Source organism: Microbacterium sp. Soil_N32, assembly GCF_057655505.1.
Window position 1 is genome coordinate 1,413,588 of sequence record NZ_JBDGME010000019.1, and the last position, 23,841, is coordinate 1,437,428.

Genomic DNA, 23,841 nt, shown 5'->3' on the forward strand with positions numbered 1-23,841 from the left:
ACCGGCCGCCACACTCCCCTCATGACCACGCTTCTCCGCGCCTCCGGCTCCGCCGAATTCCTCAGCATCATCCCCGCCCTCGCCGGCTTCACCCCTCGACGGAGCATCGTGCTCCTCCCCTTCCGCGGCAGCCGCACCGCCGGCGCCATGCGCCTCGATCTCCCCCGACCCGGTCTCGCGCCCGAGGCGTACGCCGACGCCCTCGTCGGACTGGTCACGCGGGTCGAAGGGACCGATGCCGTGGCGGCCGTCGTCTACACCGACGAGGCCGCGCTCCCCACGCGCGACGGGCTCGTACTGCCCTTCGCCGTGGTGATCGACGAGCTGCTCGGATGCGCCGAAGACGCCGGGTTGCGCATCGTAGACGCACTGTGCGTGACACCCGGCGGCTGGGCGAGCTACCTCGTCGACGACCCGGAGCTGCACCCGAGCGGCGGCGTGCCCGCGCTACCCGCGGTGCCGGGGGTCGGCGACGTCAGCGGAGACCAGGGCAGCGGTGCCGAACTGCCGACGGCCGACCTGGCCGACAAGGAGCGCGTCGGGCGCGCGCTCCTGCGTCTGACGGCGGCGCTCGACCCCGAAGCGCCGGACGACGCGGACGCGTCCGTCGACCCGCAGACCATCGCCGCGGCGGCGATGCTCGCCGACATGCCCGCGTTCTTCGAGCTGCTCGTCGACGCGCGCGGGAAACTCCCTCCGTTCGCCTGCGCGGCACTGCTGTGGTGTCTGCAGCGCCCCGCGTACCGCGACGTGGCCCTGCTGCAGTGGGCGTCGAACCATCCGACGGGTGAGAGGGCGCTCGACGCTCAGCTGGCATTCGCCGCGAGCGGGAGGTCGGTCCCGGATTCCCTCGGGGAGATCTTCCTCGGTCACGGCCCGGCGCCCGACGCCGATCGTCTCCAGCTCGCGCTCGAGGTCGTGCGCACGGCCGCGGCGCAGGCACCACGACCCGCGCGCGTCGCTCCGCTGACCGCGGCCGCGTGGCTCTCGTGGGCGCTCGGACGCTCGACGCACGCCGGGTCGTACCTCGAGGCCGCTCGCGAGATCGATCCCGAGTACGGCCTGGCCGCGCTTCTCACCACCATGATCGACGCGGCGGTGCTGCCGGAGTGGACGTTCCGCCGTGCGGCCGCCGACGCTACTTGACGAGCGGGAAGAGGATCGTCTCGCGGATGCCCAGGCCGGTGATCGCCATCAACAGACGGTCGATCCCCATCCCCATGCCGCCGGACGGCGGCATGCCGTGCTCGAGCGCCCGCAGGAACTCCTCGTCGATGGGCATCGCCTCGACGTCGCCCCGCGCGGCGAGCTTGGCCTGCTCGACGAAGCGCTCGCGCTGGATGACCGGGTCGACGAGCTCGGAGTATCCGGTCGCGAGCTCGAATCCGCGGATGTACAGGTCCCACTTCTCGACGACGCCCTCGATCGAGCGGTGCTCGCGCACGAGGGGCGACGTGTCGACCGGGAAGTCCATGACGAAGGTCGGCCGCACGAGGTCGCCCTTCACGAAGTGCTCCCACAGCTCCTCGACGAGCTTCCCGTGCGTGGCCTGCGGCGGCAGATCGACACCGCTCTTCTCGGCGAAGGCGATGAGGTCCTCGACCGAGTCGCGCGGCGTCACGGTGCGTCCGGACGCCTGCGACAGCGACTCGTACATCGAGATGCGGTCCCACTCGCCGCCGAGGTCGTACTCGGTGCCGTCGGCCCAGGTGACCGTCGTCGACCCCGCCACCGCGACCGCGGCGTTCTGCACGAGTTCCTGCGTCAGTGCAGCCATCTGCTCGTAGTCGCCGTACGCCTGGTACGCCTCGAGCATCGCGAACTCGGGGCTGTGGGTCGAGTCGGCTCCCTCGTTGCGGAAGTTGCGGTTGATCTCGTAGACCCGCTCGATGCCGCCCACGACGGCGCGCTTGAGGTACAGCTCGGGAGCGATGCGCAGGTAGAGCTCGGTGTCGAAGGCGTTCGAGTGGGTGACGAACGGACGAGCGGATGCCCCGCCGTGCTGCACCTGCAGCATCGGGGTCTCGACCTCGAGGTAGTCGTGGCCGGTGAACGTGGCCCGCAGGCTCGCGTTGACCGCGGCCCGTGCGCGCACGGTCGTGCGCGCCTGCTCGCGCACGATGAGGTCGAGATACCGGCTGCGCACCCGACTCTCCTCGCTGAGCTCGGCGTACGCGTTCGGCAGCGGCAGCACGGCCTTCGCCGCGATGGCCCAGTCATCGGCCATGATCGACAGCTCGCCGCGACGGCTCGAGATCACCTCGCCGTGCACGAAGACGTGGTCGCCCAGGTCGACGTACTCCTTCCACTCGGCGAGCGACTCCTCGCCGACGTTCGCGAGCGAGATCATCGCCTGGATGCGCGAACCGTCGCCCGCCTGCAGCGTGGCGAAGCAGAGCTTCCCGGTGTTGCGGCTGAAGACAACGCGTCCGGCGACGCCGGCCACGACACCGGTCTCGGCACCGGCCTCGAGGGCCTGCTCGCCGCCCTCGCCGTAGGTCGCGCGGAGCGCGGGGATGGTGTGGGTCACGGGCACACCGACGGGGAACGCGCCGCCACCGGCATCCGCTCGCTTGGCGATCAGGCGCTCGCGCTTGGCGAGGCGCACGGCCTTCTGCTCGTGGATCTCGTCGTCACCGACCGCGGCGGGGTCGATGGGGGTCTGCTCGGGCGCGGCGGGCGCGTGCGTCATTCGATGCTCCTCAGGAAAGTCCTTCCAGTTTACCGAGGCCGTGCAGCGCTCCGCGGCGCTCGGTGGGTAGCCTCGGGGGATGGCAGCTCCACGGATCCTCCGCGCCCTGACCACCGCCCTCGCCGCGCTCGGCCTCATCCTCCTCCCCGCGGCCCCCGCCCCGGCGAGCGCCGCCGATGTCGACGACTTCTCCTACGCCTCGTGGGACGCCCACTACCGCGTGGGCCTCGACGACGAGGGGCGAGCGACCATGACGGTCACCGAGGAGCTCGTCGCCCGCTTCCCCGATACCGACCAGAACCGCGGGATCGTGCGCGGGCTGGCCACCTCGTACGAGGGTGCGCGACTCGACACGCGCGTGCTGTCGGTCACGGATGGCGACGGCGAGCCCGTGCCGTACGAGACCGAGACCGACGACGGCGTGCTCTACGTGCTGACCGGCGACGACAGCTACGTGCGCGGACTCACGACCTACGTCATCGAATACGAGATGCGCGACGTCGTGCTCGCGGCGGAGAGCGGCGTGGACGAGTTCTACTGGGACCTCCTGCCCCTCGACAGCACGCAGCCGATCGAACGGTTCGATGCCACGGTCACGGTCGACGACGCTCTCGCCACCGCGCTCACCGGATCGGCGCGGTGCTACCAGGGCTTCGCGGGCGACGACGAGTCGTGCACCATCGAGGGCCCGATCGAGAGCGCCGACGGGGCCGAGTTCCGCGTCGGGTCGGGCGAACGGGCGGCCGGCGACGGCGTCACGGTGGCGATCGGCTTCGACGAGGGGACGGTCGTTCAGCCCCCCGCCCGCCTGCCCGACCCCGTGACCGATGTCGGCCCGATGCTCGCCACCGCGGGGACCGTCGGACTCGGGATCGCGAGCTGGGTCGCCGTCGGTGTGTTCAAGAAGCGACGTCGCACGGCATCCGGCATCGTCGTCGCCCAGTACGACGTGCCCGGCGATCTCCCGCCCCTCCTGGCCGGCGCGCTCCTCCCCCGCGCCACGGCCGTGATCCCGGCGGAGATCGTCCACCTCGCCGTGCGCGGCCTGCTGCGCATCGAGGAAGGACCCACCCCGGAGCGACCGCGGCTGCGACGTCTCTCCGGAGGGCGGGCGCCCGACGCCCTCGACGGGGAGGCCATGGATGCTCTGTTCCTCGGGACCGCCGACACCGGTGTGGTCGACATCCCCGACGCGAGTGAGACCTTCGCCGCGCGGATGGGCGTGCTCGGCACACTCGGCGAGAAGCAGGCCGCCGCACGCGGCTTCACCGAGCGCCGGCGAGCCCCCGTCGCCGTGGTGCTGGGCTGGATCGCGATCGCTGTGGCCGCCGCGGCGCTCGCAGTTGCGATCTGGGGTGTCGCAAGCGGACGTCTCAGTGCGATCCCGGCGCTGCTCGTCGCCGCCTTCGGCGCCTTCCTCGTGCTCGCGGCGTGCCTCTACGCCTTCGCCAGGCACACCGTTCTGACCCCCGAGGGGGCCCGTCGCCATGAGTACCTGCAGGGCGTAGAGGAGTTCATCCGCGTGGCGGAGGAGGATCGGCTGCGGATGCTGCAGTCGTACTCGGGCGCGGAGCGCCGCCCGGACGGGTCGGCCAACGTCGTGCACGTGTACGAGCTGCTGCTGCCCTACGCGATCCTGTTCGGACGAGAGGACGAGTGGGCGCGAGTGCTCGAGAACACCTACGCGATCGAACAGCGCGGGCCCGGATGGATCGGATACGGGCCCACCGGCGGTTTCGGGCCCGCCCTCTCCGCATTCGCGCTCTCAACCTCGTCCGCTTCGACGTACACCGCGCCCTCGACCGGCACATCGTCGAGCTTCGGCGGCTCGGCCGGCGGCGGCTTCTCGGGCGGCGGCGGGGGCGGCGGCTTCTCCGGCGGCCGCTGACCGCGGGGGCCAAGAGACCCGCTCGCGACTCCTCGCGGCCCGGCATCTGCTCTCTCCGGGCCCGGCATCCGCGCCCTTCGGGTCCGGCATCTGCTCCCTCGCGGCCCGGCATCTGCGCCCGCCGCGTTCGACCTCTGCTGCCCGGCGTCTCACCCCCGTGCCGGCAGCGGCCTCAGAGGAGAGGCGGAGGTTCGGAGGCGTCGCGCAGGGCGCGTTCGACCGTCGACTGCACCAGCGCCGACAGGTAGCCGCCCGGGTTCTCGATGCCGATCTCGCGCAAGCGCGCCGTCGACTGCCCGATGATCGACCGCGAGAACTCCGTCGCCGTCTGGATGGCATCGGCATAGGCCGCGCGGTCGGTCTCGGCGACGATGACCGGCTCGCACCCCATCTCGACCGCGAGCGCCTGGGCGATGGGCAGCACGGCGGCCGGCGCCGTCACCGCCGCGAAGCCTGCCTGAAGCTGGCGCAGATCGATCGAGGTTCCCGAGAAGGTGATCGCCGGATGCACCGCGAGCGGAATCGCGCCCTTCTCGGCAGCGGGACGCAGCACCTCGATGCCGAAGGCGGGGTCGGTGTGCAGCACGAGCTGGCCGATCTGCCACCCGCCGACCTCGGCGATCCCCGCCACGAGTGGGGCGAGCTGATCATGCGGCACCGCCAGCACGACGAGCTCCGCCCGCCGCACGACCTCGAGCGGCTCGAGCACCGGAACGTCGGGGAGCACCGCCGAGGCACGCTCGTCGTCGGATCCGGTCGTGATCCCGACAACGGCGTGCCCGGCGCCGCCGAGCGCCGCGCCGATCACCGGCCCGACGCGACCTGCCCCGATGATGCCGACGCCGAGGCGCCCATCGCGCACCATCGGCTCAGTCCTCGGTCGCCGGCCGGGCGACGGGAGGCGGCGGCGGAGCGCCCTCGGAGGCCGCCCGCCGCTCGGCGCGCGTCGCGGGGGTCGGCGGCTCCGGCGCGGGGGCCGGGGGCGCAGGAGGCGGGGGCACGTGCGGAGGGTCGGCCGGCGTGGCCGGAGCCGCTGCGGGCGGCACGGGCGGGGCAGCCGGCGGCACGGGCGGGGCAGCCGGCGGCACCGGCGGCACCGACGCTCCGGAGGCGGGCGGCACCGGCGCATTGACGGGCGGCACCGGCACACCCGACGCGGGCGGCGGCACCGGCGCGTTGGTCGGCGGCACCGGCATACCGAACGCGGGCGGCACCGGCACACCCGACGCGAGGGGCGGCACCGGCGCGTTGGCCGGCGGCACGGGCGCACCGAAAGCCGGGGGCGGCGGTACCGGGGCGCCCGCGGGGAAGCGCACGGGCGGCGGAGCATCCGTCGTCGCCAGCACCGACGGCGCGTGGGCGCTCCACCGGTGCGTGTGATCGGCCGCGGCCGCGGCCGCCGTGCGTGCCGACACCTCGCCGATGAGCGCGAGAGCGTCGGCTCGTTCGAGGCCCGAAAGCAGACCGTGGATGGGACCGGAGACCGTGAGGATCTGCGCGCCGCTCACCCGCTGCGCCCGGTCGATCGGGCCCTGGTTGAGCGACACGCCCTGCAGGCGCGCGAGCGGGAAGATCGCAAGCTTGCGCCACACGACGCCCCGGCGCAGGATCAGTCCGAAGTCGGTGACGGTGTAGCCGTGCCGCTTCCACGACAGCGGGCGGCGCCAGGCCGCCCGACGCGGCATCGTGCGGTACGGGTCGCCGGCGACGGGGCCGAGGATGCCGTGCTCCCACACGAGCGGGATGTCGGCGGCGGGCGCATCCGGCAGGATCAGCCCGAGAACCCTCTCGACGTCGGCGCGCTTGCCCACGGGCAGCACGATGTTGAACTGCTGCGCGTTGCCGGACGACTGCTGTGCGGCGCTCTTGCCGCTCATGCGGTTGATCTTGACCGACCACCAGCCGAAAGGCCGCCACAGCAACGACTGCGTGACCTCGACCGCGAAGATGCGGCCCGGCGGCAGCGTCTCGGTGACCGTGGTGAGCAGACCGTAGGTGATGCGCACGCCGTCGGGCGTGGGCGCGATCGAGTAGCGCAGCGACTTCGAGATCTGCGCCCACGTGATACCGACGACGGCGACGATGAGCGGGATGCCGACGCCGAGCCCGATCCCGAGGCTGAGCACGCTGCCGAGCGGTTCTCCGTCGGCCAGGGCGCCGAGGAAGACGAAGCCCATCGTCACGCCGAACAGCAGCGCGAAGAACAGGAACCACACCACACCGACGATGAGCTGCGAGCCGATGAGGCGGCCGGCCGGGATCTTCACGACGCTCTCGGGTGCGACGTCGCCCAGGTCGACGCCGGCGATGAGGCCGTTCACGCCGTGGTTCATCGAGTCGACCAGCTGGGCGCGGGCGCCGGGCGTCGCGGCCGGTGCCGCCGCCTGCTGACGGGACGCGCGCAGGCCGGATGCGAGGCGCAGGATGTCTGCGCGGACGGTCTCGGCCTTCGACGTGGCCAGGTACTCCAGCTCGACGTTCGCATCGGTGCCGGCCCCGACGACCTCCAGCTTCGCCAGCCCGATGAGGCGTGCGGGGAACGGCCGCGTCAGGTTGACCCCCTGCACGCGGTCGAGCGGCGCCCGACGGTGCGAACGGAACACGATTCCCTTGCGCACCTCGACGTGGTCGCCCGTGATGCGGAACTGCTGGAAGCGCCAGACGAACCAGAAGATCGCGATGAGCACGACGAGGATGCCGAGTACCACGAGCAGCGCGACGAGGATCAGGTTGTTCTCGAGCACCCAGTCGACCGGGTCGCCCGACGAGTACTCGTTGTAGTGCGCCTCGCTCGGCGTGAAGAGGTTCACGAACCACGCGATCACCCGGTCGCGCAGGTTCGCGAAGGTGATTCCGGCGACGATCAGCAGCACCAGCCCGCCCTTGAACAGGGGGGTGAGCGGGTGCATCCGATGCCATTCACCGTCGGCGAGATCGGACGTTCGCGGGTCGACCACGCCCTGCGGCGCGGGCATCTGCGGCTCGCTCACAGGCCGGTCCGTCGGGTCTCGGCGACCTCGATCAAGGTGTCGCGCAGCGCCTCGGCGGCCTGCTGGCTCAGACCGGGGATCTGCACGCCGGTCGTCGCCGCGGCGGTCACCATCTTCAGTTGCGAGATGCCGAAGCCGCGGTCGACGGGCCCCTGCGTGATGTCGACGAGCTGCATGCGGCCGTAGGGCACGGCGATCATGCGCTGCCAAAGGATGCCCTTGCGGAAGACGATGTCGTCGGAGCGCAGCATGTAGCCGATCGCCCGCGCCTGGCGCGGCAGGATGACCATGGTGATCACGGTGATCAGCGCGAAGACGCCCGCCGGGATCCACACCCAGGTCTGCTCGAGCGCGAAATGCAGCACGAGCGCTGCCACGACGATGACCGCGAGCAGCAGTCCGTTCTGCAGCAGCTGCGAGACGGCGTAGCGGGGCGAGATCTGATGCCAGACGCCGTCGAGCTCGAGCCGTCCCTCGCCGCGCGGCGTGCGCAGCTGCGTGTAGACGCCCTCGTCGAGCGCGGCGAGGTCAGTGCCCTCCGCCGGGTTCAGGGGTGCGTTCTCGGGGCTCTGGGTCATCAGGATCCTTCGGCAGGGTGCAGAACTGTTCGGCGACGAGGGCGGCGGCCACCAGCACGAGCGAGCTCGCGATCAGTGAGACCAGCGCCACCGTCGACCCTACCGGCGGATCGATCGGGCGTGCGAGGAGGAACACCAGCAGCCCCGCCCCCACCCCGGCCAGCAGGGCGCCGAGCAGGCTCGACGCGCGGGCCAGGGTCGCGGCCCGCAGCGCGCGGAACGGATCGATGCGGATGCCGGTGCGTACGCTTCGGCGCACCGGCCAGGCCACGCCCAGCACCGCGACGGCGAGCAGCACCAGCAGCACCGGCAGGAACACCGAGGGGGTGAACGTCGCGCGTCCCGAGACCGTGAGCAGGTGGTCGAGGAGGTAGCCGACTCCTCCCCCGACCAGTGCGAGCGCGACGAGCAGGCCCGCGGAGGTACGGCGCATCATCCCTCCTGCTCGCGCAACGCCGTCACCAGCGGGGCGATCCGGCCGCTGCCGGGGAGCACCGCATCGGGGTCGAGTTCGAGCCACGGTTCGAGCACGAACAGCCGCTCCGCGGCCCGCGGGTGCGGCAGCTGCAGCGTGTCGGTGTGCGCCGTCTCGTCGCCGTAGGCGATGAGATCGAGGTCGAGGGTACGGTCTCCCCAGCGTTCGCGCCGTTCGCGCCCGTTCTCGTCTTCGATCGCGTGCAGCATGCCCAGCAGGATGTCGGGAGCGAGACGCGTCGTCACGAGGGCGACGGCGTTGATGTAGCCGGGAGCGTCGGGGTCGGGGCCGTCGAGGCGCAGCGCGACCGTCTCATGAAGACTCGACAGACGCAGATTCTCGACGAGCGGCAGGCGCGCAATGCGTTCGGCGGCGCCGCGGATCGTCGCCTCGCGGTCGCCGAGGTTCGCCCCGAAGGCGATCACGGCGGTCGCGTCCGGTCGGATCCGTCGGGCGGGGGGCATGGCCGGGGGGACCGTGAGGTTGCGGCTCATGCGCGCGCATCCTCGCCGTGCGCGAGGGGACGCCCGCGGTGCAGCGTGACCGACACGTCGGAGAACGTCAGCGGGATCGGCGCGTGCGGCTTGTGCACCGTGACCTGCGCGAACTGCACCCGCTCGTCCTCGAGTGCGGCGTCGGCGATGCGGGCGGCGAGCGTCTCGATGAGGTTCACCGGTTCTCCGCCGACGACCGCTGCGACCTTCTCGGCCAGCTCGCCGTAGTGCACCGTGTCGACCACGTCGTCGGATGCCGCGGGCGCCGCGAGCGACAGATGCAGCCGGAGATCGATCGTGAACTCCTGCCCCTCCTCGCGCTCGTGCTCGTAGACGCCGTGGCGTCCGAAGACGGTGAGGCCCGTGAGGTTGATCTCGTCGAGGGGATGCACCCCACCAGCGTACGCGGAGGGGCGGGGTCGCCCGAGGCTCAGCGGCCGTCCCACGCGCGAGCGATCGCGATCGCGTCGCGGGTCGAGCGCACGTTGTGCACCCGCACGGCCCAGATTCCGGCTCGCACGGCGAGTGCGCTCGTCACCGCGGTCGCGAGGTCGCGCCGTGACTCGGTGGCATCGTCATCGCCCGTCTGCGCGAGCGTCTCGGCCAGGAACCTCTTGCGCGATGTGCCGATGAGCACCCGGGGACCCAGCGCGACGATCTCGTCGAGACCTCGCAGCACGTCCCAGTTCTGAGCCCCGGCCTTCGCGAAGCCGATGCCGGGATCGAGGATGAGGCGCGAGGGAGCGATGCCCGCGGCCGCGGCTTCGCCCATGCGCTCCTGCAGTTCGCCGGCGACTTCGCGAGCGGCCCGACGGTACTCGGCGCGGGCGTACATGTCGGCCGAGAAACCGCGCCAGTGCCCGATCGCGTAATCCGCTCCGGACTCGGCCACCGCCGCGCGCATCTCGGGGTCGGCGAGGCCGCCCGAGACGTCGTTGACCACGCGGGCGCCCGCGCGCACGGCCGCATCCGCTGTCGAGGCGTGCAGAGTGTCGATGCTGACCGGGATGCCCTCGGCGGCGAGCCGCTCGATCACCGGCAGCACCCGTTGCTGCTCGACGGCCGGTTCGACGCGCTCGGCGCCCGGCCGCGTCGACTCGCCGCCGACGTCGACCATGTCGGCCCCGTGCGCGCGCAGCAGGCGCGCCCTGGCCACGGCGTCGTCGACGTCGAGGTAGCGTCCGCCGTCGCTGAACGAGTCGGGAGTGACGTTGAGGATGCCCCAGATCGCCGTCACGGCGTCGCCGCCGTCGACGAGGCGATGAGGGCGATCAGCTCGCCGCGCGCCGCAGGCTCGGCGTACGCGCCCCGCGCCGCGATGGTCAGCGTGGAGGCCTCGGGCTGCCGCCCTCCGCGAAGCGTGACGCAGCCGTGACTCGCGTCGAGCACCACCAGGACGCCCCGGGCGTCGAGCTTGTCGGCGATGACGTCGGCGATCTGCTCGCCCAGCCGCTCCTGCACCTGCGGGCGGGACGCGAGGATCTCGACGACGCGCACGAGCGCGCCCAGACCCACCACCTGCTCCCCGGGAAGGTAGGCGAGGTGGGCATGGCCGGCGAAGGGCAGCAGGTGATGCTCGCACACCGAGCGGAAGCGCACGTCGCGCAGCAGCACCGCACCGGACGGGAGCGTGTCGGGCGCCGGCCCGCGACTCACGCTGATGGTGCGCTCGAGCGGTGCCGCGGCATCCTCACCGACGCCCGAGAAGAACTCGGCGTACAGCTCGGCCATCCGCGCCGGAGTCTGCGTGAGTCCGGGACGATCAGGATCCTCGCCGATCGCATCGAGGAGCTCGCGCGTGAGCCGTTCGATGCGCGCCTTGTCGACGCCCACGGTCAGGCCGTTGCGGGGCGCGGCCGGGTCGCTCCCTGCGACTCCTGCTGCGGACGGGCCGTCGCGGCCGGGTCTTCGACCGAGGCGGCCACCGGCACGACCTTTTTGGGCACCTCGATCGGCGGCACGTCCGAGACCGGGCGGTCCTCGCTCGACAGCCAGAGCGGACGCTCGGGGAGCTTGCGCACCTCACGGAAGATGTCGGCGATCTGGTTGTGGTCGAGCGTCTCCTCCTCGAGGAGCGCGAGGGCGAGGCGGTCGAGGATGTCGCGGTTCGCCGTGATGACCTGGTACGCCTCGTCGTGCGCCTGCTCGATCAGCGCGCGCACCTCGGCGTCGACGCGCTCGGCGACCTTCTCGGAGTACTCGCGACCGCGGCCCATGTCGCGGGCGACGAACATGTCGCCCCCTTCGGAGCCGAGCTTGACCGGACCGACCTCGGTCGTCATGCCGTACTCGATCACCATCTTGCGGGCGATCGAGGTCGCCTTCTCGATGTCGTTCGACGCGCCCGTGGTCGGGTCGTGGAAGATGATCTCCTCGGCGACGCGTCCGCCCATCGCGTAGGTGAGCTGGTCCTGCAGCTCGTTGCGGGTGACCGAGTACTTGTCGTCGAGCGGCAGCACCATTGTGTAGCCCAGAGCCTTGCCGCGCGGCAGGATCGTGATCTTGGTCACCGGGTCGGTGTAGTTCATGGCCGCCGCGGCGAGCGCATGGCCGCCCTCGTGGTAGGCGGTGATGAGCTTCTCGCGGTCCTTCATCACGCGCGTGCGGCGCTGCGGTCCGGCGATCACGCGGTCGATGGCCTCGTCGAGCGCACGGTTGTCGATCAGCTGCGCGTTCGACCGGGCGGTGAGCAGCGCGGCCTCGTTCAGCACGTTCGCGAGGTCGGCACCGGTGAAACCGGGAGTCTTGCGGGCGACGACCTCGAGGTCGACGCTCTGCGACAGCGGCTTACCCTTCGCGTGCACCTCGAGGATCTTCTGACGACCCTTGAGGTCGGGGGCGTCGACACCGATCTGGCGATCGAAGCGTCCGGGGCGCAGAAGCGCCGGGTCGAGGATGTCGGGGCGGTTCGTCGCCGCGATCACGATGACATTCGCGTTCGGGTCGAAGCCGTCCATCTCGACGAGCATCTGGTTGAGCGTCTGCTCGCGCTCGTCGTTGCCGCCGCCCATGCCGGCGCCGCGGTGGCGGCCGACCGCGTCGATCTCGTCGATGAAGATGATGGCGGGCGCGTTCTCCTTGGCCTGGTTGAACAGGTCGCGCACACGGGATGCGCCGACGCCCACGAACATCTCGACGAAGTCCGAGCCCGAGATCGAGTAGAACGGGGCGCCGGCCTCGCCGGCCACGGCGCGGGCGAGCAGCGTCTTGCCGGTGCCGGGAGGGCCGTACAGGAGCACGCCCTTCGGGATGCGGGCGCCGATGGCCTGGAACTTCGCCGGGTCCTGGAGGAACTCCTTGATCTCGTGCAGCTCTTCGATCGCCTCGTCGGCTCCGGCGACGTCGGCGAAGGTGACCGTCGGGGTCTCCTTGTTGACGAGCTTCGCCTTCGACTTGCCGAACTGCATGACCTTGCCGCCGCCGCCCTGCATCGACGAGAGCAGCCACCAGAACAGCAGGCCGAGCAGCACGAGCGGGAGCAGCAGCGAGATGAAGCCGTCGAACCACGTCGCGCGCGGCACGGCGTCGTTGAAGCCCTCCTTCGGGTCGGCGGCATTGATCGCCGTCACGACCTCTTCGGCGCGGGCCTCCACGTAGTAGAACTGCACGCGGTCGGCGCCCTCGAACGCCTTCGACAGCGTCATGTCGACACGCTGGTCGCCGTCGGTCGTCGTGACCTCGCTGACCGTGTCGCCGCTGAGGAGCTTGAGGCCCTGCTGCGTGGTGATCTGCTTGGGCGCTCCGAGGCCCGAGATCAGCACGAACCCGAGGATCAGCAGCAGGCCGATCAGCGGCACGTAGATCAGCGGGTTGCGGCTGAGCTTCTTCACATCCATGGTCCGTTCAGGGTATCGCGCGGGCGCTAGGGGTCCGCTGTGCGTTCACCCACGGCGTACCGGGGGTCCGAGCGCGCCGGACGGAGCATCCGCCTGCGCGCCGGAGCGCGGGTCAAGAGTAGACGTGCGGGGCGAGCACCGCGACGTCGCGCAGGTTGCGGTAGCGCTCGTCGAAGTCGAGACCGTAGCCGACGACGAAGTCGGTCGGGATGTCGAAGCCGACGTACTTGCAGTCGATCTCGACCTTCGCCGCCTCGGGCTTGCGCAGCAGGGCGAGCACCTCGATCGACTCGGCACCTCGGGTGCCGAAGTTCTCGAGCAGCCAGCTCAGCGTCAGACCGGAGTCGATGATGTCCTCGACGATGAGTACGTGCTTGCCGTTGAGGTCGGTGTCGAGGTCTTTGCGGATCTGCACGACGCCGCTCGACTTGGTGCTCGCGCCGTAGCTCGACACCGCCATCCAGTCCATCGGCGCGTGGAACGGCAGGGCCCGTGCGAAGTCGGCCATCACCATGACCGCGCCCTTGAGCACCCCCACGAGGAGGAGGTCCTTGCCGGCGTAATCGACCGCCACCTGCTGGGCCAGCTCGTCGAGCTTGTCGAGGATCTGCTCCTCGGTGACGAGGATCTCGGACAGGTCAGCCTGGATTTCCGTGGCGCGCATGGATCGATTTTAGGCGATCGGCGCCACCCCCTCCCGCACGGGCGCCGTCGGACGCTACGGTGTGCGGGACACGGGCGGATGCCCCGGACGGAAGGAACACCATGGCCCTCGACGACATCCTCACGCAGGCCCCGATCGACGACATCGCCAAGCGCCTCGGCGTCTCGCACGACGAGGCGAAGGCGGCGGTCGAGCAGGGCGGCGCCGTGCTGCTGGGCGGCTTGAAGAAGAACGCTTCGACGAACGAGGGGTCTGCGGCGATCGAGCGGGCGTTGAAGAAGCACGAGGGCGCGAAGACCCGCGCCTCGGTCGACGACATCGATCAGGAGGACGGCGGCAAGATCGTCTCGCACATCCTCGGTGCCGACGAGAAGAAGGTGACCGAGAAGCTCACCACGTCGGAGAAGACCGCGGGCATCGACTTCGGCAAGCTGCTGCCGATCCTCGCGCCGATCATCATGAACCTCATCGCGAACCGCGCCGGCAAGGGCAACGGTTCGGGATCGACGAGCGGCCAGGGCGGCCTCGGCGACATCATCGGGGGCATCCTCGGCGGCGGCTCCGCGGGCTCCAGCGGCACGTCGGGCGGCGGCGTCACCGACCTGCTCGGCGGTCTTCTCGGAGGCCTCTTCGGCAACAAGAAGTAGCCCCTCCCCCACGGCGGCGCGGTTCGCGTCGCGCGAACGGCTGTTCTCTGCACCGAGAGCAGCCGTTCGTGCGACCGGAGGGGTCAGCGGGGATGGGCGGTGAAGATCAGGTGAGGGCCGCGGCGGGCGGCGGAGCATCCGGGCAGGTCGATCGGCCCCTGACCGGCCCAGTCGGTCACCAACCGGGCGACCTCGAGCGTCTGCACACGGGTCAGGCTCGCCCCGAACTCGCTCTCGACCACGAGACGGATGATCCGGTGCCGCAGTGCGGCAGGGTTCGCGGCGAGCGCCGCCACGCTGACCGAGATGCCAGCCTCAGCGTGCTCGACGATGTCTTCGATGGTCTCGTGGATGATCTCGTCGAACGCCTCGGCGTCTTCGCGCAGTTGCTCGGCGGTGCGGGCCAGCGCCTCGGCGACGCCGGGGCCGAGTTCGGCTTCGAGGACCGGCAGCACCCGTTCCCGCACGCGAACCCGGGCGAAACGATCGTCGACATTGTGCGGGTCGTCCCAGACTGCCAGGTCGGATGCTGCGCAGAAGGCGCGCGTCGTCTCCCGCCGTACCGCGAGGAGCGGCCGCAGCCATATGGGGCCCTCGTCGTCCTTCCGCGCCGGGGCCATACCTTGCAGGCTGGTCGCCCCCGCGCCGCGGGCGAGCCCGAGCAGCACCGTCTCGGCCTGGTCGTCGAGCGTGTGTCCGAGCAGCACCGCGGTCGCACCGATGTCGGCGGCGGCTTCCCGCAGTGCGCGATGACGTGCATCCCGCGCAGCAGCCTCCGGGCCGCCCTCGCCCGTGACCTCGACCGCGACCACGCGGGCGTCGAGGCCGAGCTCGGCGGCGGCACGAGCGGCGGCGCTGGCCACCTCGTGCGATCGGTCCTGGAGACCGTGATCGACGACGACGGCGGTCGCGCGCAGGCCCCGGCGCGGGGCCTCGAAGGCGACAGCTGCGGTGAGGGCGAGGGAGTCCGCGCCTCCGGAGAGACCGACGACGAGCGCCGACCCCTCGAGCAGATCGGCGAGCGCGGTGCGCACGGCGAGACGGACCTCGGCGATGGCGGGGGCGAGCGACGGCATCCGTCCACGCTAGGGCACCGGCCGTCGTCCCGCGTTCGCGAACCCGCCGGCGGAGCTGTTCCGCATCCGATGTCGGGTCTAGTCTGACGCCGTGTCCGATCACCGTCCCACCACGTTCCCGACCGAGCGGTTCAAGGCGTTCGTCGACGCCGTGGTGGCGATCGCGATGACGCTGCTGATCCTGCCGCTGCTCGAAGCCGTCTCCGATGCCGCCGGCGACGGCCTGTCGACGGGCCGCTTCTTCCAGGAGCACGCCGGCCGGTTGCTGAGCTTCGGTCTGAGCTTCGTGCTCATTGCCGTGTTCTGGATGGGCCACCACCGCCAGTACCGCGACATCGAGCGCATCACGACGCCCCTGCTGTGGATCAACGTCGCATGGATGGCGACCATCGTGTGGCTGCCGGTCCCCACCGCCATGCTCGGACAGCTCGACGCCGACCCGCTGCAGGCGGTCGTCTACATCGGCACCCTGATGCTCACGCAGGTCACGACGCTCGGCGGATGGGTGTACTTCGCCCGGCATCGCGACCTCGGCTCGGCGTCGTCGGACGCGATCCGCGGAGGCATCGCCGGCGACCTCGCCGCGATCGCCCTGTTCGGTGCGGCCCTCGTCATCGCGGTGTCGATCCCCCCGACGGGGTACGCCGGGCTCCTGATCCTCCTCCTCAACGGCCCGCTCAGTCGAATCTTCGACCGCCTCGCGCGGCGTCGCCGCCGGGCGGGGGTTCCGAGCCGCCCCGAGTAGGCTGGTGCGCGGCATCCAACCGACTTTCTCTGAGGAGTACACGCATGGGCGCACACGACGCCGTCATCGAGATCCCCCGCGGCAGCCGCGTGAAGTACGAGGTCGACCACGAGACCGGGCGAGTGCACCTCGACCGCGTGCTCTACACGACCTTCGGGTATCCGGCCGACTACGGCTACTTCGACAACACGCTCGGCGAGGACGGCGACCCGCTCGACGTGCTCGTGCTGCTCGACCACGCCATCTACCCCGGCGTCGTCGTCGAGGTGCGTCCCGTTGCCGTGCTCAAGATGAGCGACGAGGCCGGCGGCGACGACAAGCTCGTCGCAGTGCTCTCGAAGGACCCGCGCTGGGCGCACATCCAGGACATCGACGACGTGCCCGAGTACACGAAGAAGGAGATCGCGCACTTCTTCGAGCACTACAAGGACCTCGAGCCCAACAAGTGGGTCAAGGTCGACGAGTGGGCAGGCGCCGCCGAGGCGCAGCGCATCCTCGACGAGGCGATCGTGCGTTTCGGCGAGCAGGGTCACTGACCCCTTCGCATACGAACAAGACCCCCGGTTCCGCTGAGCGGCCGGGGGTCTTCTTCGTGTGCTGTGTCGTGCGCGCGAGGCGACGCGGATGCTCAGATCGAGATGCCGCGCGCCGCCATGAAGTCGGCGGGGTTCGTGTAGCGACCGTTGATGTAGACCTCGAAGTGCAGGTGGCAGCCGAAGGAGCCACCCGTGTTGCCGGCATACGCGATGACCTGGCCGGCCTGCACATACTGGCCGTTGCGCACCGCGAAGCCGCCGTTCTTGATGTGCGCATAGCCGGTGGCGACGCCGCCGCCGTGCTGGATGCGCACGTAGTTGCCGTACCCGCCGTTGTAGAACGCCGCGTCGACCGTGCCCGACTGGGCCGCGTAGATGGCCGCACCGCAGCCATTGGCGAGGTCGATGCCGTAGTGCCAGCTCGACGAGCATCCGTTCGAGTTGCACTGTTGCGACCGGGGTCCGTAACCCGAGCTGCGGTAGCCGCCGTGCGGACGCACCCAGCCGCCGGAACCGGCCTGGCCACCCTGACCGCCGCCGCCACCTCCGCCGCCGCCGCCGCCGTTGTTGTTCGCGGCTGCGGCGGCCGCGGCTGCTGCGGCTGCCTCGGCGGCGGCCTTCGCTTTGCGCTGACGCTCCTCCTCGGCGCGCGCCGCCACACCGGCCTGGTAGCCCGCGACCGTCTGGGTCGTGGTGTCCTTCAGGGCGGCGAGCTGCGCCTCCATGGTGGCAAGGTTCGCGGTCTGCTCGTCGAGCGCCGCCTGGGCAGCGTCGGCCGCGGCCTGGGCGGCGACCAGCTTCTCCTCGGCGATCTTCTGCAGGCGGTCGCGCTCGTCGCGAGCCACCTGCGCCTGGTCGCTGAGCGACTGAGCGGAGTTCCGTGCGGCCACGGCGTCGTCGTAGACCGACTGGTTGAACTCGAGCAGTTTGTCCATCGTGCCGAGGCGCGAGAGCAGTTCGTCGGCATTGGCCGCGGAGCCCGCGAAGAACAGCTCGAGCGAGGTGTCGTCGCCGCCGTTGCGGTAGATCTGCGCGGCGACCTGCCCGGCCTTGCGGGCCGACTCGTCGGCGATGCCGGCCTGCTCGTCGGCCTTCGCCTGAAGGCTGTCGGCCTCGGCGATGGCCGCGAAGTAAGCCTGCTGGGCGGCGTAGTACTCGTCGGAAGCGACCTTCGCGGCGGCCTGCGTGTCGGCGACCTTCTGCGTGAGCGACGAGATGAGCCCCTCGATGCGCGACACCTCGGCGGCCGCGGCGGCCTCGTTGTTCTTGGCCCGCTGCACGTCGTCCCAGCTCGGGTACGTCGCGGCGTAGGCGGCGGAGACGCCGGAAGTCACCCCGAAGGCGCTCAGCGCGACGACGCCGAGGGCGCCGAGACCCATGGCCCCTCGGCGGCTGACGTCCCGCTTCCAGAAGGCGTCACGTTCGGCAGGCGTGGGCGCGCAGCCGCATTCCGCAGCCGCCGCGTCCGCAGCATCCTGCGTCATTCGATCGTTCACACGGCCCCTTCCGCCGGTTTCACACATGCCACAGTAACAACAAGCGTCACACCGGCACCAGACTCACGACCCCATCTCGGCGTGAGCCATCGCTCCATCGTCCCCCTCAACACGCCCGGAAAACGGGCGGCGCGCCCTCGATTGGCAATTTGCCTCCACTTCCCCTTATGCTTGAGCGTCGGCAAGGAAGTCCTCCGGGACTGACTCGGCCCCATCGTTTAGCGGCCTAGGACGCCGCCCTTTCACGGCGGTAGCACGGGTTCGAATCCCGTTGGGGTCACTCCTCACCGATATAATTGAAAACAAGTATGGCCCTGTAGCGCAGTTGGTTAGCGTGCCGCCCTGTCACGGCGGAGGTCGCGGGTTCAAGTCCCGTCAGGGTCGCTCCGTGCGACGAGCTCTTTCTTCGGAGAGGGCTCTTCGTCTAGGACGCGACAGGTTCGCCCGTCGCGCGGCTCTGTAGCTCAGTTGGTAGAGCGTTCGACTGAAAATCGAAAGGTCACCGGATCGATGCCGGTCGGAGCCACACGGCTGATCATTACAATCAGCCCAGAAACCCTCGCGTAGCTTCTACATCGCGGGGGTTTTGTTTTGCCCTGGTGACTCGCTCCGCACGACAGTCATCCTCAGGACGGATGCCGATACTTCTCGCGCCCGATGCCCCGGGCCCACCTGCCGCGCGAGGCTGAGGGTATGAACGCACGCCCGGCCCTCGCCGCATCCGCCCTCGCCCTCGTCGCCGCCCTGTCCCTCACCGGCTGCTCCGCCATCGACGACCTCGTCCACAAGCAGTCGACGAGCACCTTCGACGACGCCGGAGCCTTCCGCGACGACGCCGGGGTCGACGCCGTCTGGGTGCCCGACGACGCGACGGCGATCACCGTCCGCACCTCGACGGTCGAGAAGGCGAAGGACGCCGTCATCCTGCTGACGAGCGCGACCACCACGCTGCCGGGCGACTGCGTCGAGACCTCCCGCACGTCGGCCCCCTCCTGGACGCTCGACGACGCCCCGTCGGCATACGAGGCGGACGACGTCTTCGTCTGCGGAGATTGGAGCGTCATCCCCGCCGAGGACGGCTGGTACGGCTGGACCCCGAACAGCGACGACGAGAAGGCCGCCGCTGCGAAGTGACGGACCCCGGCCTCAGGCGAGACCCTTGAGGATCAGGTTCCAGTAGATCCACGGGAGCACCCAGCGGTCCATGACGTAGGTGAAGCGGCGCTCGCGATACAGGGTCTTCCAGAACGGGATCGTCGGTGCGAGACGGCCGTCGCGGTCGAACTCGGCGAAGACGGCGGTGCGCCGGGTGACCGTGAACGGCGTCTCGGTGTATCCGTCGTAAGGGCTGGGCTTCTTCGCGCCGGTGATGCCGTCGGCGACCACCTTCGCCTGCGAGCGGATGGCGCCGCCCGACCGGACGGTCGCGATCGGCGCGGCATCGCCGAGCGCCCAGACGTCGGGCCACCGACGGTGCCGGAGGGTCTCGTCGTCGACGTCGACGAAGCCCTCGGCGTCGGCCAGACCGCTCTCGGCGATCCACGACGCCGCCGCCTGGGGCGGGGCCGCGTGCAGCACGTCGTAGCCGATCGTGGTCTTCTCGCCGTCGCTGACGATATCGAGCTCCCGCTCCCCCGGTCGGACCTCGGCGACGCTCGCACCGAAATGCGTCTCGATGCCGTAGGCGTCGAGCGAGCGCTGCAGCTCGTCGGCGACGGGAGCGATGTGGAACGGCGTCTTCTCGGGCGTGATGAAGACCACACGGATGTCTCCGAGCACTCCCTCGCGGCGCCAGCGGTCGCAGGCGAGGTACATCGGCTTCTGGGCAACACCGGCACAGGATGCGGGCTCGGCGGACTGCGTGAACACCACGGTGCCCGCGCGCACGTCTCGCAGCACCCGCGAGGCTTTCTCGGCCAGCGGGAGGGTGTAGTTCGAGACCAGGTGCGGCGTGCGACGCGCGTCCTGCAGGCCGGGAACGTCGCCCCAGCGCCGTTCGATGCCCGCCGCGACGACGAGACGCTGGTAGACGAGCCGGCGGCCGGACTCCAGCTCGACGGCGTGCTCGTCGGGATGCACGGCGACCACCCGGTCCTGCACCCAGCGCACGCCGCGCGGGGTGACGCGGGCCTGCGACCGCACGACCTGCCGGCGCCCCGCGACACCACCCGCGATGTGCGACTGCAGCGGCGCGTAGACGTGCGTCTCGCGCGGTTCGACGACGGCGATGTCGCGGACGCCGCGGCGCCGCAGTCGCGCCGCGAGCGAGATGCCCGCATTGCCGCCACCGATGATCAGGACTGCACAGCGATCCGCCCGGGAAGAACTCCTCATGAGTCCACCCTGACCCCGCGAACGGATTCGCGCCCTCCCCTTGATTTCAGGAGAAGTGTGCGCGATCACCCCATCCGCCGACCCACGCCTCGACGTTCGGAGCGGCCCCGACGGGGTGGATGCCGGCGATCTCGCGCCGCTCGGTGCGGAAGGCATCCGCCGTCCCCCAGCGCGCGGTCCGACGCACCGCTCGACGCGCGCGCAGCACACCGAGCGCCTCCCCCTGGTCGTCGTGCACCTCGACGACGCCCGTCTCGGTCGACCCGAGCGCAGAGACGACCGCGGCGATCGATCGGGGTTCGAGTACGACGACCGGTCGATCGAGTTCCCAGACCACCCGGGCGTCGGGCATCCGCTCCCCCGCCGACACGCGCGGGTCGTCGAACGCCGCGGCGGCATCGCCGTCGAGCACGACCTGCGCGGAGGGGAACGCGGCGAGAAGGGAATCGACCGTCACGAACAGAGCCGCCGGATCGTGCGCACCGCCGAGCCGGACGACGAGATCCGGGGCACTCGGCCGCAGACCGCGCGGCGCCGACCCCGGCACCGGGATCGAGACCCCGAGCCGCAGCGTCTGGCCGTTGGCCCGCCCGCGCGCGGCCTCTCCGCGCTCCGCCCACTCCGGGCCGTCGTGCCACGCCACCGCGTCCGGCACGTGCGCGAGCACGGCGCCCGCCTGCCACATGCGGTGCGCCCACTCCCAATCCTCGCCGCCGTAGCTGTCGAACGACTCGTCGAAGCCCCCCACCTCGTCGAACATCCGCCGCGAGCACGCCATGACCGCGCCGATGATGAAGCGGTAGGAGCGGTCGTCCGCGTCGAGCAGGTCGCGGCTGCGCGCGTAGGCATCGGCGAGCCAGGACGGCTCCGACAGCTCGCGCCCGGCGGCCGCGTCGACCACCGGCGCGTCGACGGCGACCCCGGCGAAGTCGGCGTGCCGGCGCCTGCCGACCGTCAGCGCCTCGGGCAGCAGTGCGGGGAGTCGCGTGATCGCGCGCACGTATCCCGGCTCCGGCGCGGTATCGGCGTCGAGGAAGCAGAGCACCTCGCCGCTGCTCGCGCGCACCCCGAGGTTGCGCACAGCCGCCAGGCGGAAGCCGCGGTCCTCCTGCCGCACGAGGATCACCCCGTCCGGCACCTCGACCTCTCCGGGCGACCCGTCGTCGGCGACCACGATCTCGAGCAGATCCCGGGGGTAGCCCTGCGCGCGAAGGGCGTGCAGCGTGCGGGCGAGCTCGGCGGGCTGGTCGTAGTGCGCGACGATCACCGACACCCGCGGTAGCTGCGCAGGTTCGACGCCGTCGAGCTCATCCCAGCGGTTGCCGACCACCCACGGCCGCGAGGTCATGCGAACACCTCGGCCCACCACCGCACATACGCCGCCGCCGCGTCGGGCCACGCCATCGGCAGCTCGGTGCGGCGGTGCCACGTCGTGTCGGGGGCATCGAGGCGGCGGCGGATCTCGGCGGCCAGATCGGCCTCTCCGACCGGAGTGAGCGTGCCCGGCCGCAGTGCGGCCATCTCGTCAATGTAGCGGTTGCGCACCGCCACGGGCCGTCGCCCCCAGCCGATCCACGAGGCGAGCGACCCCGACGCCGAGATGTGCCGGTGGGTGATCACGGGCACAGACACGGCGCGACCGCGACGAGCGATCTCCGCGTCGTCGAGCCACCCGGTGACCTCCACGCGCACACCGATGGCCTCGGCGCGCCGCACGAACGCCTCGAGGTCGGCGGCATGCCCGTCGGATGCCCGGCCGAGCACGGTCAGTGTCGACACCCCGGCCGCGGCCGCAGCGACCGCCGCCTCGTCATGCCCCTTGCCGGGGTAGAAGTAGCCCAGCACGCCGACCGACCCGTCCAGGGGCCCCGGGTCTCCGGGGATGCCGAGGGCGACCGGGTCGAGCGCGACCGGAAGCGGGATGTTCGCGACCGGCCCCTCCCACACGCCCTCCTCGCGCAGCAGGGAATGCTCGTGCGCGCTGTTGACCACCACACCTCGTGCCGCCGATGACACCCGGGCATATGCGTCGCGTCGTCGCGTGCGGCTCGGTTCCCCGTCGGACTCCTGCGGGACGTCGTGCAGGGTGACCGTCACCGGGCGCTGGGCGGCCAGGGCCTCGAACGCCGATGCGGCGTCGGCGGGCGACGCCCCCCACAGGCGATCGGTGAAGTGCACGTGCACGGGTTGGCCGTCGGGCGATGCGGCGAGCGCGGCCGGATCGATCCTCGTGGCCGCCGCACCGGCGTGCCGCACCGCGTCGGCGAGATCGCCGGCGTACACCGCCACACCGTGGGTTCCCGGGTGCACGAGCAGCAGCGGGGCGCCGATCACGCGGCACGCCACACGGCGAGGAGCGGCGCGAGGCGCTGCACGGCGGCCGCGACGAACTCGGGATGCGCCGCGTACCACGCGGTGTGCGCGGCGCGCACCTCGGCATCGTCGAGTTCGACGCCTTCGACCACCCAGTGCGCCCGCGGAGGATCGGGCAGCGACCACGCCTCGACGACCTCGGGCAGCAGCGGGGCCTGCACCGAATCGAGCAGCGGACGCCTCGGGTCCACGACGCCGTCGTGCGCTCCGAGCGCGTCGAGCACGCGGGCGCCGAGCGGCAGCCAGACGGCGTTGCCGGGATGGTTCACCGTACGCATCTGGTCGGCGGAGACCCGGTCGAACAGGTCGGAGACGGCGATGTCGGCGCGCTGTTCGCGCTCGCGCAGCGTCACCAGCGATGCCTCCGCGACCGCTCGTACGGCCGCGGGGCGGAGCGAGTCGGCGACGGCGAGCTCCGCGGCCGCCGCGAGGGTGCGGACGTCGTGATAGGCCACGAGGGGCGGATCGCCCTCGACGCCCGGCACGCGGATCGCGGCCTGGTACGGATGCAGTCCACCGAAGCGCACGGGCGGCACCGTGAGGACGCGGACGGCCGCGGCCTCGGCGATCTGCCGCGTGCCGAGCGGCAGCCCGCGGTAGTCGTCCCGGATGGGTTGGCTGATCACGGTCTCGGCCATTCCCACCAGCTCGTGCAGGCGCGCGGCCTCGGCCGCGTCCATCTCGTGCACGGGCGGCGTGCGGACGAAGCGGCGTTGCGGAGCATCCATCACGAGCCGCAGCGACTCGGCCTGGCAATTGCCGATCGTGACGCCGAAACGCGGCGGCAGAGGGTCGAGACCGAAGAACTCCGAATAGTGCTGCCGACGCTCTAGCATCGGCGACCCGGCCGGCGCAACGGTCGTGCCAGACGGGGGAAGATCGCTCATGCTACGAACGTATACCTTTCCATCTCATCGCTTCTCGTCCCCAAGCACCGCTGACAGCCCGTCGGTGCGATCCACGACAGCAGAGCACTCAGCCGTGCCAGGGAGACCCTCATCGCCACCGAACCGCGCC

At 71.3% G+C, this 23,841-nt stretch carries 23 protein-coding genes and 3 tRNA genes; 9 read left to right on the forward strand and 17 right to left on the reverse strand.

Features of this window, described 5'->3' with window-relative positions:
• Positions 1-21: 21 nt before the first annotated feature.
• Complete coding sequence (locus tag AC3A3J_RS14950; RefSeq protein WP_487673013.1) at positions 22-1,146, forward strand: DUF4192 domain-containing protein; 1,125 nt, start codon at positions 22-24, stop codon at positions 1,144-1,146.
• Here the strand turns inward: AC3A3J_RS14950 and lysS are convergent.
• A complete protein-coding gene (lysS, locus tag AC3A3J_RS14955; protein ID WP_487673014.1) occupies positions 1,139-2,692 on the reverse strand; it encodes a lysine--tRNA ligase in 1,554 nt (517 codons plus the stop codon). The genes AC3A3J_RS14950 and lysS overlap by 8 nt on opposite strands.
• A 79-nt stretch (positions 2,693-2,771) precedes the next feature.
• Here lysS and AC3A3J_RS14960 point away from each other — a divergent pair, with 79 nt between their 5' ends.
• Positions 2,772-4,580, forward strand: a complete 1,809-nt coding sequence (locus tag AC3A3J_RS14960; RefSeq protein ID WP_487673015.1) for a DUF2207 family protein — start codon at positions 2,772-2,774, stop codon at positions 4,578-4,580.
• Between the two features lie 172 nt (positions 4,581-4,752).
• On the opposite strand, the gene AC3A3J_RS14965 is transcribed toward AC3A3J_RS14960, so the two are convergent.
• From AC3A3J_RS14965 to hpt, 10 genes are all read right to left on the reverse strand, one after another.
• Positions 4,753-5,445 carry a DUF2520 domain-containing protein gene (locus AC3A3J_RS14965; protein ID WP_487673016.1) on the reverse strand — a complete coding sequence of 231 codons (693 nt, stop codon included), beginning with the start codon at positions 5,443-5,445 and terminating at the stop codon, positions 4,753-4,755.
• Positions 5,446-5,449: 4 nt separating this feature from the next.
• Entirely contained in the window at positions 5,450-7,570 is a 2,121-nt protein-coding gene (locus AC3A3J_RS14970) for a PH domain-containing protein (RefSeq protein WP_487673017.1), read from the reverse strand.
• The gene (locus AC3A3J_RS14975; RefSeq protein WP_487673018.1) at positions 7,567-8,148 is read right to left on the reverse strand and encodes a PH domain-containing protein; all 582 of its coding nucleotides are present in this window, start codon (positions 8,146-8,148) and stop codon (positions 7,567-7,569) included. The genes AC3A3J_RS14970 and AC3A3J_RS14975 overlap by 4 nt, the downstream gene beginning before the upstream one ends.
• The gene (locus AC3A3J_RS14980; protein WP_487673019.1) at positions 8,099-8,584 is read right to left on the reverse strand and encodes a DUF3180 family protein; all 486 of its coding nucleotides are present in this window, start codon (positions 8,582-8,584) and stop codon (positions 8,099-8,101) included. Before AC3A3J_RS14980 ends, AC3A3J_RS14975 begins: the two co-directional genes overlap by 50 nt.
• The gene (gene folK, locus AC3A3J_RS14985; RefSeq protein WP_487673020.1) at positions 8,581-9,117 is read right to left on the reverse strand and encodes a 2-amino-4-hydroxy-6-hydroxymethyldihydropteridine diphosphokinase; all 537 of its coding nucleotides are present in this window, start codon (positions 9,115-9,117) and stop codon (positions 8,581-8,583) included. Before folK ends, AC3A3J_RS14980 begins: the two co-directional genes overlap by 4 nt.
• Positions 9,114-9,509, reverse strand: coding sequence for a dihydroneopterin aldolase (folB, locus tag AC3A3J_RS14990; protein ID WP_487673021.1), 396 nt, complete (start codon positions 9,507-9,509; stop codon positions 9,114-9,116). The genes folK and folB overlap by 4 nt, the downstream gene beginning before the upstream one ends.
• 38 nt (positions 9,510-9,547) lie before the next feature.
• A complete protein-coding gene (gene folP / locus AC3A3J_RS14995; RefSeq protein WP_487673022.1) occupies positions 9,548-10,354 on the reverse strand; it encodes a dihydropteroate synthase in 807 nt (268 codons plus the stop codon).
• The gene (gene folE / locus AC3A3J_RS15000; protein WP_487673023.1) at positions 10,351-10,950 is read right to left on the reverse strand and encodes a GTP cyclohydrolase I; all 600 of its coding nucleotides are present in this window, start codon (positions 10,948-10,950) and stop codon (positions 10,351-10,353) included. The genes folP and folE overlap by 4 nt, the downstream gene beginning before the upstream one ends.
• 2 nt (positions 10,951-10,952) lie before the next feature.
• A complete protein-coding gene (gene ftsH / locus AC3A3J_RS15005) occupies positions 10,953-12,953 on the reverse strand; it encodes an ATP-dependent zinc metalloprotease FtsH (RefSeq protein ID WP_487673024.1) in 2,001 nt (666 codons plus the stop codon).
• A 112-nt stretch (positions 12,954-13,065) separates the two neighbouring features.
• A complete protein-coding gene (gene hpt, locus AC3A3J_RS15010) occupies positions 13,066-13,617 on the reverse strand; it encodes a hypoxanthine phosphoribosyltransferase (protein WP_487673025.1) in 552 nt (183 codons plus the stop codon).
• A 101-nt stretch (positions 13,618-13,718) separates the two neighbouring features.
• On the opposite strand from hpt, the gene AC3A3J_RS15015 reads away from it, so the two are divergent.
• The gene (locus tag AC3A3J_RS15015) at positions 13,719-14,264 is read left to right on the forward strand and encodes a DUF937 domain-containing protein (protein ID WP_487673026.1); all 546 of its coding nucleotides are present in this window, start codon (positions 13,719-13,721) and stop codon (positions 14,262-14,264) included.
• Between the two features lie 83 nt (positions 14,265-14,347).
• On the opposite strand, the gene tilS is transcribed toward AC3A3J_RS15015, so the two are convergent.
• Complete coding sequence (gene tilS, locus AC3A3J_RS15020) at positions 14,348-15,340, reverse strand: tRNA lysidine(34) synthetase TilS (protein WP_487673027.1); 993 nt, start codon at positions 15,338-15,340, stop codon at positions 14,348-14,350.
• A gap of 91 nt (positions 15,341-15,431) precedes the next feature.
• On the opposite strand from tilS, the gene AC3A3J_RS15025 reads away from it, so the two are divergent.
• Together AC3A3J_RS15025 and ppa are read left to right on the forward strand one after the other, a co-directional pair.
• The gene (locus tag AC3A3J_RS15025) at positions 15,432-16,085 is read left to right on the forward strand and encodes a TMEM175 family protein (protein WP_487673028.1); all 654 of its coding nucleotides are present in this window, start codon (positions 15,432-15,434) and stop codon (positions 16,083-16,085) included.
• Positions 16,086-16,129: 44 nt separating this feature from the next.
• Complete coding sequence (ppa, locus tag AC3A3J_RS15030) at positions 16,130-16,621, forward strand: inorganic diphosphatase (protein WP_487673029.1); 492 nt, start codon at positions 16,130-16,132, stop codon at positions 16,619-16,621.
• A gap of 92 nt (positions 16,622-16,713) precedes the next feature.
• Here the strand turns inward: ppa and AC3A3J_RS15035 are convergent, their stop codons facing one another.
• Positions 16,714-18,117, reverse strand: a complete 1,404-nt coding sequence (locus tag AC3A3J_RS15035) for a peptidoglycan DD-metalloendopeptidase family protein (RefSeq protein WP_487673030.1) — start codon at positions 18,115-18,117, stop codon at positions 16,714-16,716.
• A gap of 207 nt (positions 18,118-18,324) precedes the next feature.
• Here AC3A3J_RS15035 and AC3A3J_RS15040 point away from each other — a divergent pair.
• From AC3A3J_RS15040 to AC3A3J_RS15055, 4 genes are all read left to right on the forward strand, one after another.
• Positions 18,325-18,397 (forward strand) — tRNA-Glu (locus AC3A3J_RS15040).
• A gap of 30 nt (positions 18,398-18,427) precedes the next feature.
• Positions 18,428-18,501, forward strand: a tRNA-Asp gene (locus tag AC3A3J_RS15045).
• A 69-nt stretch (positions 18,502-18,570) separates the two neighbouring features.
• A tRNA-Phe gene (locus tag AC3A3J_RS15050) sits at positions 18,571-18,643 on the forward strand.
• A gap of 167 nt (positions 18,644-18,810) precedes the next feature.
• A complete protein-coding gene (locus AC3A3J_RS15055) occupies positions 18,811-19,251 on the forward strand; it encodes a hypothetical protein (protein ID WP_487673031.1) in 441 nt (146 codons plus the stop codon).
• Positions 19,252-19,263: 12 nt separating this feature from the next.
• Here the strand turns inward: AC3A3J_RS15055 and AC3A3J_RS15060 are convergent, their stop codons facing one another.
• From AC3A3J_RS15060 to AC3A3J_RS15075, 4 genes are read right to left on the reverse strand one after another with little or no spacing between them, the layout of a single operon-like run.
• Positions 19,264-20,451, reverse strand: coding sequence for an NAD(P)/FAD-dependent oxidoreductase (locus AC3A3J_RS15060; protein WP_487673032.1), 1,188 nt, complete (start codon positions 20,449-20,451; stop codon positions 19,264-19,266).
• Between the two features lie 46 nt (positions 20,452-20,497).
• Entirely contained in the window at positions 20,498-21,799 is a 1,302-nt protein-coding gene (locus AC3A3J_RS15065; protein ID WP_487673033.1) for a glycosyltransferase family 2 protein, read from the reverse strand.
• On the reverse strand, positions 21,796-22,785 hold the full coding sequence (locus AC3A3J_RS15070) for a glycosyltransferase family protein (RefSeq protein WP_487673034.1): 990 nt from the start codon (positions 22,783-22,785) through the stop codon (positions 21,796-21,798). Before AC3A3J_RS15070 ends, AC3A3J_RS15065 begins: the two co-directional genes overlap by 4 nt.
• Positions 22,782-23,711, reverse strand: coding sequence for a WcbI family polysaccharide biosynthesis putative acetyltransferase (locus AC3A3J_RS15075; RefSeq protein ID WP_487673035.1), 930 nt, complete (start codon positions 23,709-23,711; stop codon positions 22,782-22,784). Before AC3A3J_RS15075 ends, AC3A3J_RS15070 begins: the two co-directional genes overlap by 4 nt.
• Positions 23,712-23,841 lie beyond the last annotated feature (130 nt).

What these genes read in the sequence shown, in the direction of transcription:
- AC3A3J_RS14950 (WP_487673013.1), top strand. Translation starts at nt 22, where the DNA reads ATGACCACGCTTCTCCGCGCCTCCGGCTCCGCCGAATTCCTCAGCATC.
- lysS (WP_487673014.1), bottom strand. Translation starts at nt 2,692, where the DNA reads ATGACGCACGCGCCCGCCGCGCCCGAGCAGACCCCCATCGACCCCGCC.
- AC3A3J_RS14960 (WP_487673015.1), top strand. Translation starts at nt 2,772, where the DNA reads ATGGCAGCTCCACGGATCCTCCGCGCCCTGACCACCGCCCTCGCCGCG.
- AC3A3J_RS14965 (WP_487673016.1), bottom strand. Translation starts at nt 5,445, where the DNA reads ATGGTGCGCGATGGGCGCCTCGGCGTCGGCATCATCGGGGCAGGTCGC.
- AC3A3J_RS14975 (WP_487673018.1), bottom strand. Translation starts at nt 8,148, where the DNA reads ATGACCCAGAGCCCCGAGAACGCACCCCTGAACCCGGCGGAGGGCACT.
- AC3A3J_RS14980 (WP_487673019.1), bottom strand. Translation starts at nt 8,584, where the DNA reads ATGATGCGCCGTACCTCCGCGGGCCTGCTCGTCGCGCTCGCACTGGTC.
- folK (WP_487673020.1), bottom strand. Translation starts at nt 9,117, where the DNA reads ATGAGCCGCAACCTCACGGTCCCCCCGGCCATGCCCCCCGCCCGACGG.
- ftsH (WP_487673024.1), bottom strand. Translation starts at nt 12,953, where the DNA reads ATGGATGTGAAGAAGCTCAGCCGCAACCCGCTGATCTACGTGCCGCTG.
- hpt (WP_487673025.1), bottom strand. Translation starts at nt 13,617, where the DNA reads ATGCGCGCCACGGAAATCCAGGCTGACCTGTCCGAGATCCTCGTCACC.
- AC3A3J_RS15015 (WP_487673026.1), top strand. Translation starts at nt 13,719, where the DNA reads ATGGCCCTCGACGACATCCTCACGCAGGCCCCGATCGACGACATCGCC.
- tilS (WP_487673027.1), bottom strand. Translation starts at nt 15,340, where the DNA reads ATGCCGTCGCTCGCCCCCGCCATCGCCGAGGTCCGTCTCGCCGTGCGC.
- ppa (WP_487673029.1), top strand. Translation starts at nt 16,130, where the DNA reads ATGGGCGCACACGACGCCGTCATCGAGATCCCCCGCGGCAGCCGCGTG.
- AC3A3J_RS15055 (WP_487673031.1), top strand. Translation starts at nt 18,811, where the DNA reads ATGAACGCACGCCCGGCCCTCGCCGCATCCGCCCTCGCCCTCGTCGCC.
- AC3A3J_RS15060 (WP_487673032.1), bottom strand. Translation starts at nt 20,451, where the DNA reads ATGAGGAGTTCTTCCCGGGCGGATCGCTGTGCAGTCCTGATCATCGGT.
- AC3A3J_RS15065 (WP_487673033.1), bottom strand. Translation starts at nt 21,799, where the DNA reads ATGACCTCGCGGCCGTGGGTGGTCGGCAACCGCTGGGATGAGCTCGAC.
- AC3A3J_RS15075 (WP_487673035.1), bottom strand. Translation starts at nt 23,711, where the DNA reads ATGAGCGATCTTCCCCCGTCTGGCACGACCGTTGCGCCGGCCGGGTCG.